The sequence below is a fragment of the Solidesulfovibrio aerotolerans genome, assembly GCF_009856865.1.
Classification (GTDB): domain Bacteria; phylum Desulfobacterota; class Desulfovibrionia; order Desulfovibrionales; family Desulfovibrionaceae; genus Solidesulfovibrio; species Solidesulfovibrio aerotolerans.
Genome location: NZ_WVUD01000003.1, coordinates 151,173 through 163,311, shown reverse-complemented (window position 1 = coordinate 163,311; position 12,139 = coordinate 151,173). Strand labels below are relative to the sequence as shown.

The 12,139-nt window shown below is 64.6% G+C and carries 11 protein-coding genes and 1 other RNA gene; 7 read left to right on the top strand and 5 right to left on the bottom strand.

The genetic code is table 11. The features are described 5' to 3' along the window. Nucleotides 1-68 precede the first annotated feature (68 nt). Nucleotides 69-227 carry a bacterioferritin-associated ferredoxin gene (locus GTA51_RS03510; RefSeq protein ID WP_160958728.1) on the top strand — a complete coding sequence of 53 codons (159 nt, stop codon included), beginning with the start codon at nt 69-71 and terminating at the stop codon, nt 225-227. An 80-nt stretch (nt 228-307) separates the two neighbouring features. On the opposite strand, the gene GTA51_RS03505 is transcribed toward GTA51_RS03510, so the two are convergent. The 4 genes from GTA51_RS03505 to rnpB all read right to left on the bottom strand — a co-directional run bounded on the left by GTA51_RS03505 (nt 308) and on the right by rnpB (nt 4,398). Further along, entirely contained in the window at nt 308-1,042 is a 735-nt protein-coding gene (locus tag GTA51_RS03505; protein WP_160958726.1) for an MBL fold metallo-hydrolase, read from the bottom strand. 10 nt (nt 1,043-1,052) lie between these two features. Beyond that, nucleotides 1,053-2,510, bottom strand: coding sequence for a cysteine--tRNA ligase (gene cysS, locus GTA51_RS03500; RefSeq protein ID WP_160958724.1), 1,458 nt, complete (start codon nt 2,508-2,510; stop codon nt 1,053-1,055). Between the two features lie 284 nt (nt 2,511-2,794). Then, the gene (gene ispD, locus GTA51_RS03495) at nt 2,795-4,003 is read right to left on the bottom strand and encodes a 2-C-methyl-D-erythritol 4-phosphate cytidylyltransferase (protein WP_160958723.1); all 1,209 of its coding nucleotides are present in this window, start codon (nt 4,001-4,003) and stop codon (nt 2,795-2,797) included. A gap of 28 nt (nt 4,004-4,031) precedes the next feature. Continuing rightward, an RNA gene (rnpB, locus tag GTA51_RS03490) (RNase P RNA component class A) lies at nt 4,032-4,398 on the bottom strand. Nucleotides 4,399-4,526: 128 nt separating this feature from the next. Here rnpB and GTA51_RS03485 point away from each other — a divergent pair. The 3 genes from GTA51_RS03485 (at nt 4,527) to GTA51_RS03475 (ending at nt 7,930) form a co-directional block, all read left to right on the top strand. Next, nucleotides 4,527-4,928: a surface-adhesin E family protein gene (locus GTA51_RS03485; RefSeq protein WP_160958721.1), complete on the top strand. Its 402-nt coding sequence runs from the start codon at nt 4,527-4,529 to the stop codon at nt 4,926-4,928. A gap of 192 nt (nt 4,929-5,120) precedes the next feature. Next, a complete protein-coding gene (locus GTA51_RS03480; RefSeq protein WP_246197939.1) occupies nt 5,121-5,891 on the top strand; it encodes a DUF547 domain-containing protein in 771 nt (256 codons plus the stop codon). Nucleotides 5,892-5,968: 77 nt separating this feature from the next. Beyond that, nucleotides 5,969-7,930 carry a glycosyltransferase gene (locus GTA51_RS03475; protein ID WP_160958718.1) on the top strand — a complete coding sequence of 654 codons (1,962 nt, stop codon included), beginning with the start codon at nt 5,969-5,971 and terminating at the stop codon, nt 7,928-7,930. Nucleotides 7,931-8,137: 207 nt separating this feature from the next. On the opposite strand, the gene GTA51_RS03470 is transcribed toward GTA51_RS03475, so the two are convergent. Continuing rightward, nucleotides 8,138-8,761, bottom strand: a complete 624-nt coding sequence (locus tag GTA51_RS03470) for a rhodanese-like domain-containing protein (protein ID WP_246197938.1) — start codon at nt 8,759-8,761, stop codon at nt 8,138-8,140. A gap of 338 nt (nt 8,762-9,099) precedes the next feature. Here GTA51_RS03470 and GTA51_RS03465 point away from each other — a divergent pair, with 338 nt between their 5' ends. The 3 genes from GTA51_RS03465 to GTA51_RS03455 all read left to right on the top strand — a co-directional run bounded on the left by GTA51_RS03465 (nt 9,100) and on the right by GTA51_RS03455 (nt 12,118). Then, the gene (locus GTA51_RS03465) at nt 9,100-9,879 is read left to right on the top strand and encodes a DsbA family protein (protein WP_160958716.1); all 780 of its coding nucleotides are present in this window, start codon (nt 9,100-9,102) and stop codon (nt 9,877-9,879) included. Between the two features lie 86 nt (nt 9,880-9,965). Beyond that, nucleotides 9,966-11,318 (top strand): two-component system sensor histidine kinase NtrB, encoded by a 1,353-nt coding sequence (locus GTA51_RS03460; RefSeq protein WP_160958714.1) that lies wholly within the window; start codon nt 9,966-9,968, stop codon nt 11,316-11,318. Continuing rightward, nucleotides 11,318-12,118, top strand: coding sequence for a C40 family peptidase (locus GTA51_RS03455; RefSeq protein ID WP_160958713.1), 801 nt, complete (start codon nt 11,318-11,320; stop codon nt 12,116-12,118). The genes GTA51_RS03460 and GTA51_RS03455 overlap by 1 nt, the downstream gene beginning before the upstream one ends. The last annotated feature ends 21 nt before the right edge of the window (nt 12,119-12,139 follow it).

Sequence of the window (12,139 nt, the reverse complement as noted above, 5' to 3'; positions counted from 1 at the left end):
CCCTCCCCGAACCCCTGCAAGTGGAGAAGATTTTTAATGGGTTTGCGACACTGGCAGGGAATAGGGATATGCGCGAACAGGTGTGCTTCTGCTTTGGCTACACCGTGGCCGACATCGAGGCTGATCTGAACCGAAACGCCGGCCGCTCGACCATCCTGGAACGGATCGCAGCCGAGAAGTCCCTTGGGGGCTGCCACTGCGCCCAAAAAAATCCCCAAGGGCGGTGATGCCTGCCCCAAGTCCGCCAGGTGGCGGAAGCGTGGCGCAAGCGGCAGGGCGGGATTTCTGTTTTCTAAAGTAACGCCGGTCAGGCGGCAGGCGCGTCCTCGATGTCCAAAACATCGCCGGGCCGGGCATAGCGAAAGAGAACACTGCCGTCACGGGTGAGACGCTCGGCGTATTGCTCGATGTATGCGACGTGCCCGCCCAGGTGCATGGGCGCGAAGTAGCGCGGCTGGACCCGTTGGAGCAGTTCCGGCGCGCCGGACAGACTTTCCGCCAGCCTGGGGTCCATGTTGGTCAGGGCCACGTCCACCGGGCGCTCGGCCAGCCGGGTTAACGCCCGCCGCCAGGACATGCCCACTGCCCGGTTGGCCGCCGGCGAGTTGCCCGGCCAGTCCCACAAGGCCAGATCCCCGCCGAAGTAGACGGTCAGACCCGCCACGTCGATGCGATAGGCCAGCCCCATATCGTTGCTCTCAAGCCCTTCCACCGTCATGCCGCCGACCTCCCGGACCATGTCCGGCTCCAGGACCACCGTGTCTGCCGGCAGGACCGTCCCATAAAGGTCGGCCACGTCGTCGGATACGACGAAACGGCGCGAGGCAGCCCGACTCGTTGCCGCTGCAAGGTTGGGATCGAAATGGTCGTCGTGGCTGTGGGAGACGAAAACCGTCAGATCGGTGCCGGCAAGATGCGCCGCAGCGACCTGGGCCGCCGCCTGGGGCAGATACCTGGAAGCGGGGTAGTCAAAGAGCAAGGTCTTTGCGCCCGCTTCCAGGATAAAGCAGTCGTGGTGGATGTATAGAAGGCGCGCCGGCATGGCGGGCTGGCTAGGCAATATCCCACTGGGGGCCGGTGGGGGTGTCCATGACCGTCACGCCAAGCCCGGCCAGTTCGTCGCGGATGACATCGGAACGAGCAAAATCCTTGGCCTTGCGGGCTTCCTGGCGCTCGGCCACCAATCTATCCACCCGGGCGGCGTCGATGCCCAGGCGCGTCAAACGGCAAGCCTTTAATGCGGCCAGAAACGTCTGGCTGTCGCTGCCCAAAACCCCCAGGATCGTGGACCACTCGGCCAAAGCGTCCAGGATGCGGCGCAGGATGTCCGCCGTCTCCCGGCTTTTGGCCATGGTCTTGTCATCCATGAGGCGGCCGGCCAGACGCACCAGGCCAAAGACATGGCCCATGGCCTGGGCGGTGTTGAGGTCGTCGTCCATGGCGGCAGTAAAGCCTTCCACATGCCGGGCCAGTTCTTCGGACACATCGGCCGGCAGCTTGCTCTCGCTCCATTTGGCGCGGGTGAGCGCCTGCTCCATCTGCACCTTGGCCGCATAAATGCGCTTGATGCCTTTCTCTGCCTCGTCCAGGCCCTGGTCGGAATAATCCAGCGGGCTGCGGTACTGCGAGGATAAAAGGAAAAAGCGCAGCACTTCCGGGAGATAGCGGGCGTAGATGTCGCGGATGGTGACGAAATTGCCCAGCGACTTGGACATTTTTTCGGTGTTGATGCGCACGAACCCGTTGTGCACCCAATAGCGGCAGAATTCCCCGCCGATGGCCGCCTCGCTCTGGGCGATTTCGTTTTCGTGGTGGGGGAAGATCAGATCCTGGCCGCCGCCGTGGATGTCGATGGGCATGCCAAGGAGCTTTTCGCTCATGGCCGAACATTCCAGATGCCAGCCGGGCCGACCCGGGCCAAAGGGGCTCTCCCAGACCGGCTCGCCGGGCTTGGAAGCCTTCCACAAGGCAAAATCCAGCGGATCTTCCTTTTCCTCGCCCGGAGCCACCCGGGCGCCCGAACGCATGTCTTCCACGTCGCGGCCGGACAGCTTGCCGTAGCCGTCAAAGGAGCGCACTCGGAAATAGACATCGCCCGACGGGGTGCGGTAGGCATGGCCGCCGTCGATGAGGCGCTGGGCCAGCGCTGCCATTTCGCCGATATATTCCGTGGCCTTGGGCTCGGCGTCGGGACGCAGGATGCCGAGTTTGTCCATGTCTTCGTAAAAGGCCGCGATGTAGCGCTCGGCGATCTCCGTGGAGGTCGCACCCTCGGCATTGGCTTTTTTGATGATCTTGTCGTCCACATCGGTAAAATTGCGTACGAATTTTACCTCGTTGCCGATGTGGCGCAGATAGCGCACGAGCACGTCAAAGACCACCGAAGACCGGGCGTGGCCGATATGGCACAGGTCGTAGGCGGTGATCCCGCAGACGTACAGGGCCACCTTGCCCGGCACGCGGGGAACAAACGGCTCCTTGGCCCGGGTCATGGTGTTATAAAGCTGCATCCTCGCCTCCCGTCAAAAAGTCCTCACCCTTTGCAAAGGGGAGTTGTAAAGTCAACCAGGGGGAGAAAACCCCTGGTTGAAAAAAGGGGTTTTCTCCCCCTGGACCCCCTCTTTCCCCAAAAATTTTTTAAGGGGGTTGGGGTAAGAGAGCCACGGCTGTATTCACCTGACCGTGGGCTTTTTTCACCCCTGGCTTTCGCCAGGGGTGAAAAAAGCCCACCAGCCAAGGGGTCCGGGGGGATTATCCCCCCGGCGGGGTGCAGGGGCAGCGCCCCTGCATTCTTCTATTGCTCCAACCGCCAGCCGGTGACCAGGGCGACGGCTTTGATGCCTTTTTTTTCGCCGGTAAAGCCCAGCCCCTCTTCGGTGGTGGCCTTGAGGTTGACGTGCGATTTATCCAGCGCGAGCAATGCCGCCACATTGACCCGGATGGCCTCGGCGTGGGGGCTGATTTTCGGGATCTGGGCAATGATAGTCAGATCGACGTGGGTGATGGTCAGCCCCCTGGCTTTGGCCAGGAGCAGGGCTTCGCTTAAAAACACGCCCGAGGCCATGTTGTCGAAATCGGGATTGCTGTCCGGGAAAAGGCGCCCGATGTCACCGCCGGCCACACAGCCCAACACCGCGTCGGTCAGGGCATGCAGCAGCACGTCACCGTCGGAATGGGCCAGCACGTCCGGCGCGCCGAGAATGGGAAACCCGCCGAGCTTCATGGGCCGGGCCGGTTGTTTGCCGGGAGCCCGGTTCGGATCGGCGTAGCGGTGCACGTCGTAGCCGTAGCCGGTGACGGGCAGGGGCTGGCTGGCGGCGGGTGCAAGCCGGGCCAAGTCTTGGGGATGGGTGATCTTCATGTTTTCCGGGGTTCCGGCTACGGTGAAAACGGGCTGGCCCAGGTGTTCAACGAGGCTTGCGTCGTCGGTGACGGTGAAATCCGGGCCGGCATGGGCAAAAGCGGCCAGCAGCAGGGCCTTGTCAAAGCCCTGGGGGGTCTGCACGGCGGCCAGGGCGTCCCGGGGCAGGGTGGCGACGACGGTGTCCCCGGCCACTTCCTTGATGGTGTCGGTGACAGGCAGCACCGGAATCACGGCTTTGTGTCCGGCGGCCAGGGCGTCGGCCACCCGGCCGATGAGTCCGGCATCGACAAAGGGCCGGGCCGCGTCGTGGACCAGCACCAGGGCCGCTTCCCGGGGTAGGGCGGCCAGACCGTTTTGCACGGAGTCCTGCCGACGCGCCCCCCCGGCTGTGGTGAGTACCGGGATGCCCGGGTGGCAGCGTTCAAGAAGGCCCCCCAGTTCCAGGGCGGCCGCGTCCAGATCATCTGGCGGGAAGACAACCACCACCCCGGTCACGGCCGGGGATTTGGCAAAAGCGGCCAGAGATTGCCAGTAGAGCGGCCGGCCGGCACAGGAAAGAAACTGTTTTTTTACGCCGCCCGCCGCCTCGGCCAAACGGGTTCCGCAGCCGGCAGCGAGCAGCACGGTCCACAGGGACACAGGGCATCCTTTGGTTTGAAGGAAAAAAAAGGGGAGTCGGCCGATAAGCCGGGTTTTGTTCCCCGGAAGTTCCGGGGCGGCCATCATTCCTCTAGGACCGCAGTTGCCTACGGCCTCAAGCAACCTACCCGAGGGCACGGCCGGGCCAGCCTTAACGCCCTCCTATTTGGTCTTGCTTCGAACGGGGCATGCCGAGCTTGCCGTGTCACCACGGCAACTGGTGGGCTCTTACCCCACCGTTTCACCCTTACCTGCGCTTAGGGGCGCAGGCGGTTTGTTTTCTGTTGCGCTCTCCCGGGATCGCTCCCGCTGGACGTTATCCAGCGTCCTGCCCTGTGAAGCCCGGACTTTCCTCCCCGGGCCTTACGGCCCGCGACGATAGCCTGTCCGACTCCCCGGACAGATGCATAAGGCCCTTTTGCCGCTGCGTCAAAGGGGATGGTCGTCATTGTCGCCTTGAGAGCCGGCCGGGCCGGTGGTAGAAGGGGAACGATGTCACATCGCCGCACCGTTTGGAGGCTCCATGCGTTTGCTTTTGACCCTGCTCGTTGTTGCGGGAACGGCCTGCCCGGCCCTGGCCACGGATTGGCGGTTTTTAGCCGCCCATGACGATCAGTCCGTGGCTTTGTATTATGACCGCCATTCAGTGCGAACTGATGGCGAGCGGGTCAAGGTGCGGATCAAGCGGGTGTTTGCCCCAGATGAAGGGCGCGATATCGCCGCCGAACAGGGCTTTGCCGTGGGCGTGGCCTATGCCGTGGAACGGGTGAGCCTTGACTGCGGGCAAAAGCGCATCTCCCGCCAACAGGCTGCCTGGATTGGCGTTGGCGGCAAGCTGCTGGACCGAACCCTGGCCCCGGCCCAGGGGTGGCGGCCCATGCGGCCGGGCGGTCTGGGCGAGGCTCTTTGCCGGGAGCTGGAGTAGCTGGCTGTATTATAAAGCACGCATCGGCAATTTTGAGTCTGGGCGAGGTTTTTGCCGGGAACTGGAGCAGGGCGGCGTCTTACGCTTTTGCCCGAAAGGAGCCGGCCCAGCGCGACAAGGCGTGTGCGCTGACAGCCCTTTTCCCACGCGAACTGTGGCGGAGGTGGAAAGATGCGGCCTGGAATCTGTTTGATGATCTTTTTCCTGCTGGCGACGGGTTGGGCCGAGGCTTGGGGCGAAGGGGCGTATTCGGCCGGGTATGCTGCTGTGCTGGCCGCCCATGTCCGCGACGGCGGGGTGGATTATGCGGGACTCAAAGAGCAGGAAGCACTTTTGAATACCGTCCTGGAGGCCATGGCCGCTGTTGATCCTGCGACCTTGCCGCAACCAGAGCGGATTGCCTTTTACATAAACGCCTATAATGCCTGGACCATCAAGCTGATTTTGGACCACTGGCCGGGAATCCGGTCCATCAAGGAGGCCGGGAACATCCTGCGATCCCCCTGGAAGCGGGAATTCGTCCGGCTGGCTGGCAAAACGGTCAGTCTCGACGCCATCGAGCACGGTATCCTGCGCCGGCACTACGGTGACGCGCGCCTGCATTTTGCGCTGAACTGCGCCTCCGTGAGCTGTCCGCCCCTGGCCGGGGTGCCCTACCAGGGCCAGACCCTTAACGCCCAACTCGACGCACAGACCGCAGCGTTTATCAATGACCCGGCCCAGACCTTCGTGGCCGATGGCCGGCTGCATGTCAGCAAGCTTTTTGACTGGTACGGCGAGGATTTTGGCGGCGAAACCGGTGCGTGGGCCTTCATTCGGCGCTTTGCCGGCCCCCGGTTGGCTACGGCCTTGGACGCCTTGGCCGACCACCGTCTGGTGTACACGGACTATGATTGGGCGCTCAACGACCGGCCCCGGGGAGCGCGGCCGTCAGCCCCCGCTGCCGCGCCGGAGCAGCCGTGACCGGGAGGGTGGTCCCAGAGACGAACATTTCCCGGCCGGGCGCTGTGGGCCAAGTTCGGGGCAACGACGCGGCAGCGATGTGGGCAGTATGGCGGTTTGTCCCCCTCGTCCTGGCCCTGGCCGGGCTGGCGCTGTGCGGCCGCTACGAAGTGGGGCGGGTCGGGTACGCCGTTTGTTTCCTGGCGGGCTTTGCCGGGTTGCTCCTGGCGGTGCGCGGCTTTCCTGCGGCCTTTCCCCGGCATCGGACCACGGTCGGCCTTTTGGTCCTGGCCGTTTTGGTGCGCCTGCTGTTTTTGTGGGCCTGGCCGGCCGATTCAGATGCGAACCGTTACCTCGTGGAAGGGGACATGCAGCGAGCCGGGGGCAATCCGTATAGCCTCGCCCCGCGCGATGCGCGCCTGCCGCCCTTGCTCTCCGCTCCGGCCAGGGACGCGCTGGCCCGGGTCAACCACCCGGAACTGACCGCCGCCTATCCGCCCCTGGCCGAGCTGTTCTGCCGCGCCGTGGCCGCCATAAGCCCCCGGCCAATCGCCTTCAGGATCACTTTTGCCCTGGCCGATATGCTCACCGGGTTGGTCCTGGCCCGGCTGCTGGCAAGGCGCGGCCTGCCCGCCGTCTGGCTGGCCCTTTTTCTGCTCAATCCCCTGACCCTGGCCATGGGAGCCGGAGAAGGGCATCTCGACGCCCTGGTCGCCTTGGCCGTAACCTTGGCTCTGGCCGCCTTTGAAGACAACCGCCGCCAGGGATGGGGATTTTTCTGGCTCGGGGCCGCCGGGCTGGTGAAATATCCGGCCTTGCTGCTCATTCCTTTCTTTTTCTCAGGCAAAAACGTCGGCAAGGCTGCCTGGGCACTCGTGCCTCTGGTGTGTTTTCTGCCCTACATGGACGCCGGGTTCGGCCTCTTTGCCTCATTAATTGCTTTTGCCGGCCAGCTCTCCCATGGCGGACCGCTCGTGGCCGCCTTGCAGCCCGTCCTGGCCGCCAAGGCTCCGGCCGTGGCCCTGGTAGCGGGCGGACTGGCCCTGGCAGCGGGTTGGCTGGCCATCCAGGATCAGGCCCGGGGGGCGTTGTTGGCCATTGTTGTGGTCCTGGCCTGTCTGCCCACGGTCTATCCCTGGTATTTCCTGGTGGTTATTCCGTTTTGGACCCTGCGGCCGGGCTGGCCGATCTTGTGGTTGCTGGCTGCCCAGGCAATCGTCACCACGCCGACCTGGCTACGGGCCGCCGGCCTTGGCGGCGAGGGCTGGGCCATGGCCGTGGTCTGGCTGCCCTTCCTGCTTCTGCTGGCCGCCTCCCTGCGCCGGCCGGCCTTTCTTGCCCCGCTGCGAGCCTTTGCGCTGGTGCGTACGGTGTCGGTGGTCGTTGCGGCGCGCAACGAAGCGGCCAACATCGAACGCTGCCTTGCTTCCTTGCAGGGAATCGGCCTGACCGAAGTGGTGGTGGCCGACGGCGGCTCCACCGACGACACGGCGGCCCTGGCCCGTAGGCATGGCGCGACGGTGGTTACGGCCAGCGGCGGGCGCGGCGGACAGATTGCGGCCGGGCTGGCCGCTGGCCTGGGCGACGTTGTGCTGGTGCTCCATGCCGACGCGGTGTTGGCTGCCGCAGCCCCGGCCCGCCTAGTCCGGGCGCTCAATGCCTGCCCCTGGGCCGGGGGCGGCGTGGTCGGCATGCACTTTGACGCGCCCGGGGCCGGCTTGGCGTTTATAACGATGCTTAATGCCCTGCGCGCCCGGACCACGGGCATCGGCTTTGGCGATCAGGGCCAGTTTTTTCGCCGTGAGGCGATTGCCGCAGCCGGCGGCTTTCCGAATATGGCGTTGATGGAGGATGTCGAGCTGTCGTTGCGCCTGCGCGCTGTCGGCGAGACGTTGTGCCTTGGCGGCGGCGTGACGGTGTCCGGGCGGCGCTGGGCCGGAGCAGGCTTTGGCGGCAAGGCGGCCGGCGTGGTCTGGTTGTGTGCGCAGTATCTGGCCGCCCGCCGTTTTGGCCTGACCGACCCCACCGGCTGGCGCTATTTCAGGCGTTACTACCGGTAATTTCGAGCTGCCCCAGTCCACGGCTGAGAACTCTCAGCCATGCCCAAAACCCCTTGAAATACTTCTCCCTTTCAGGGAGGGCGAGGTGTGCCCCCTTAACCCCTTGCCTTCAGGTGGGATTCCAAAGGGCTCAGCCCTTTGGCCGCCGGAGGCACTCTTCTGTCTTCTTCCCCCGGCCACCGGAGGCATCATTTTTTTATGTAAATTTCACCAGACGGCGGTGTAGGCCAGGGGGGCGAGATTCCAGGTCCGGCCGTAGACGTGCACCCGTTTGGTCGGCTGTCCCGTGCCGTCCACAAGGGGACCGCCGGCATGGAGCCAGCCGAGTATTCCGGCAGCCAGGTTCAACGCCGGGATGCCTTGCTGGGCCAGGGTCCGGGCCACAAGCCCACTGCGGTAGCCGATGGTGCAGTAGACAATGACTGTCTTGCCGGCAAATCGGGCGGGATCGGCCAGAAAGGCCGCCTCGGTCACGGCGGCGGGCAGGGTGGACACGGCCCGTTCGGCGTCGGTGCGGGCATCGACAAAGACGGCTTCGCCCGCCTGCTGCAAGGCCAGGGCCTTGGCCGGGGCGATGTCTGCTACTTGCGGCAGTTGTTGCCGGTAGCCGTCGTACAGGGCATAGGCCTGCTGCTGGCGGCCGGCATCGTCAGCGGGCGGCCGCTGGCAGGCGGCCAGGGCCAGAACCACCCCCAGCGCCAGGGCCAGGAGTGCAGCGGGCAGCCCGGCCGGCTTGGGTCCGGGCGCACGGGAAGCGTTGGGTATGTGCAATGCGCCGCCGGGCGTTGTGGCATTGCTGGCGGGGCCGGGCTTATGGGAAGCAATGGGCATGTTCAATCCCTGTCTGGTGCGCCGTGCCCTCTCTTCTCGGGAACGGTGGGCTTTGGTTGCGAAGCGGCAGGCCGCCCCCGGCGGCAGGCTGCAGGCAGTCAGGTGCCGCCCGAGGCAGGTTCCTTGCCTGACAGGCAAAAGGCCAGCACACCGACAATGAGGGCGAGGCCGAGCAGCAGATATTCCATGGCCCCTTATTAGCAGGCCGGGTAGCGCGCGTCGATAATGGGTTGCCCAGGGTGCCGGGAGGCGAGGGCGGGAGACGGATGACAGGCGCAACGAAAGGGGCTATGAACCGGGGATAAAACGTCGAACTTGCGGCGGGTATCGGAGGAAGTATGGGCAAATGGAGACTGCTTGTGGCGGTGGCCGTGCTGAGCGCGCTGGCGCAGCCGGCCAGGGCTGACGACGACGTGGAACGCGTGCGCAAGGTGCTGCGCGAGCATCCCGAAATCGTGGTGGAGGCCATCCGCCAACAAGGTCCGGCCGTGCTCGAAGTGATTGAAAATACTGCCCGGACGCGCCAGAAGGAACTGGAGCGGGCCCGGTTTGCCCAGTCCCTGGCCAAGCCGCTGACCCCAGCCTTGGAAGCGGGGCGGGCAACGCTTGGACCGCAGAACGCGCCGGTGACCATCGTTGAATATTCGGATTTTCTGTGCCATTTCTGCGGCCAGGCCGCCGGCACGGTCAAGGCTCTGACCCAGAAGCACCCCCAGGACATCCGGCTGGTGTTCAAGCATTTTGCCACCGGGAAAAACAGTGTCCGGGCGGCCCTGTATTTTGAAGCCATCAATCTGCAAGATCCCCAGAAGGCCTGGGCCTTTATGGATGGTGTTTTTGCCCGGCAAAAAGATGTGACGGACAAGGGCGACGAAGTCCTGGACGCCATCGCCAAGGAACTCGGCGTTGACGCCAAACGGCTGGCCGAGGACATCAAGCGCAAGGATCTGGCCGAAAGGATCGCAGCAGATACCAAGGAAGCCCGGGATTTCGGCTTTGAAGGCACGCCGGTGTTCCTGATAAACGGCGCTCCGGTGCGCGGTGCCGTGCCTGTTGAAGTGCTTGAAGAATTTGTCGGTGTCGCGGCCAAGGTCGGCCAACCGGCCAAGAGCCAGTAACCGTTCACTATGCTGCGGCCCGGGGCTTGTCTTCGGGCCGCAGCAGGCCTACCAGGGACGATATCCGCGCAGGCCGGGATAGAGGCATGCCAAGCGTCAGACAGATACTCGTCCAAAACGTCATCAAGACCATTCCGGTTGGGTTGCTCGTCATAGGCCCGCGCGGTACGATCATTGTCTCCAGCCCGTCAGCCGCGCACCTGCTCGGCCTGGCAAACGACACCCTGGAAGGCCGTGACTGGCGCACGCTGGTACGCAGCGAACCGATCAACGAACAATTCAATCGCAATCTGGTCGAGGCCGTGGAGAAACGCCAGGCGTTTCGCCATTGTCTGGCCGACTATCTGCGTCCCGACGGCGAGTTGCGCCGTTTTTCCATGACTGCCTCCTGTCCGCAAATTGACGGCAAGCCGGTTGGCGTCACGCTGCTCTTTGACGACGAGACGGCCCTGTACCGCAGCCGGGAGCGGGAAACGGCCGCCCTGCGTGAAAAAAACCGTCTTCAGCACGACATGATCGAAAGCCTGAATAATCTGGCCCTGTCCGTGGCCCATCAGGTGCGCAATCCGGCGGCGGCCATCGGCGGCTTTGCCCTGAAGCTGCTGCGCGAGCACAAGGAGCGGCATCTCTCGACGGAACATCCCGACATCATCTTTCAGGAAGCCCGGCGTCTCGAAGATCTCGTGGGTGCTGTGGTGCGGCTGGCGTCCCTGGCCCAGCCCCGGTTTGATACCGTGGAGCTGACCCGACTCCTTGAGGAAGCCGCTTCCCGGGCGGGCGAAGCAGCAACCGGTCTGCACAAACGGGTGGAGTTTACGCTGGACCTTGAGTCGGTGGAGATCGTGGCTGACGAGGCTTTGCTTTGTCAGGCTTTGGACGAAATTTTACTGAATGCCGTGGAATTTTCCGGTCGCGAGGCCGTTGCCATCGCCATCAGCCTGACCCGGCGCGACGATGCCTGCCGGTTGACCGTGGCCGACGATGGGCCGGGGGTACGCGGCGAGTTGCGCGCCTTTGTCTTTGATCCCTTTTTCACCACCAAGGCCCGGGGGGCCGGCATCGGCCTGACACTGGCCCGCAAGGCGGTTCTCGAACACAACGGCGAGATTGATCTGCGCCAGGGCGAAGGCGGCGGCACCGTGGTGGCGATACGTCTTTTTGACACCCCGGAGGATGGCCTTGGGCGCGAAGCCTTTTACGGCACCATGGGACTCGATGTGCGGGAACTTAAAACCAAGGCCCGGGAACTGGGCCTGGACGTTTCGGGCCTGACCGCCATTGATGCTGTGCGCACCATTCAAAAACACGAAGGTTTTTCCCCCTGCTTTGCCTGGGGCGTGCATGACCGCTGCGGCCAGGAACTGTGCGCGTTTCGGCGCGAATGCGTCAAAACCACGCGCATCGACGACGGCCAGCGCATCGTCTACGGCGGGGCCTGATGCTCGCCTTCTGTGCGCCTGTCATCTGGCGGTTGCCGCCACGGTCTGGAGAAGGGCCTGCCTCACTGCAGCGCGGCTCCTGTGCGCGCGGCACCGGGCTGGGCTGGCTGGATCGGATCGTCAAGGGCGGTTTGCTGGCCGCGACGCTGGTCTTTCTGCTGCCCGGGCAGGGGTTGGCCCGCACCGTCTACGGCTATGAGGACAGCCTGGGCATGCTCCATACCAGCACGACCAAGGTCAACGAGCACTACAAGCCGCTGCTTGAAGGCAAGCTCGAACACGAGGCGCTCATGCGGGCGCTTCGGGAGCAAAACGCCCTGGGTGGGCCGCCTCTGGCCAGGGTGCTGTCCGTGGATCTGGGGCCGCTCTCCGAAGCCGGCGAGCGGATCATGGGCGCGGCCCAGCCGTATCTCGGCGCGCCCTATCGGCTCGGCGGCGACACTGCCACCGGCATCGACTGTTCCGGGCTGACTAAGGCCGTCTACGCCCGCTTCGGCTGCGATCTGCCGCGCCAGAGCCGGTTGCAGGCCGGGCTTGGCACGCCGGTGGCCGCCACGGAGCTGGCTCCCGGGGATCTGCTTTTTTTCGCCACCAACCGGGACGTGGGCATCAGCCACGTCGGCATTTATCTCGGCAGCGGCCGCATGCTCCATTCCAGCCCCCGGCGCGGCGGCGTGGGTGTGGATCGTTTGCCCGGAACAGATTACGAACGCTGGTTTGTGGCGGCCAGACGTCTGGCCCGGCCCGGCGGGTTTGATGCTGCGCTCGGGACGCCAATGACGCCCGGGCGACGCAAGTAACAGTTTTGGCCCAGAGGGAGT

What these genes read in the sequence shown, in the direction of transcription:
- GTA51_RS03510 (WP_160958728.1), top strand. Translation starts at nt 69, where the DNA reads ATGCGCGAACAGGTGTGCTTCTGCTTTGGCTACACCGTGGCCGACATC.
- GTA51_RS03505 (WP_160958726.1), bottom strand. Translation starts at nt 1,042, where the DNA reads ATGCCGGCGCGCCTTCTATACATCCACCACGACTGCTTTATCCTGGAA.
- cysS (WP_160958724.1), bottom strand. Translation starts at nt 2,510, where the DNA reads ATGCAGCTTTATAACACCATGACCCGGGCCAAGGAGCCGTTTGTTCCC.
- GTA51_RS03485 (WP_160958721.1), top strand. Translation starts at nt 4,527, where the DNA reads ATGCGTTTGCTTTTGACCCTGCTCGTTGTTGCGGGAACGGCCTGCCCG.
- GTA51_RS03480 (WP_246197939.1), top strand. Translation starts at nt 5,121, where the DNA reads ATGATCTTTTTCCTGCTGGCGACGGGTTGGGCCGAGGCTTGGGGCGAA.
- GTA51_RS03475 (WP_160958718.1), top strand. Translation starts at nt 5,969, where the DNA reads ATGTGGGCAGTATGGCGGTTTGTCCCCCTCGTCCTGGCCCTGGCCGGG.
- GTA51_RS03470 (WP_246197938.1), bottom strand. Translation starts at nt 8,761, where the DNA reads ATGCCCATTGCTTCCCATAAGCCCGGCCCCGCCAGCAATGCCACAACG.
- GTA51_RS03465 (WP_160958716.1), top strand. Translation starts at nt 9,100, where the DNA reads ATGGGCAAATGGAGACTGCTTGTGGCGGTGGCCGTGCTGAGCGCGCTG.
- GTA51_RS03460 (WP_160958714.1), top strand. Translation starts at nt 9,966, where the DNA reads ATGCCAAGCGTCAGACAGATACTCGTCCAAAACGTCATCAAGACCATT.
- GTA51_RS03455 (WP_160958713.1), top strand. Translation starts at nt 11,318, where the DNA reads ATGCTCGCCTTCTGTGCGCCTGTCATCTGGCGGTTGCCGCCACGGTCT.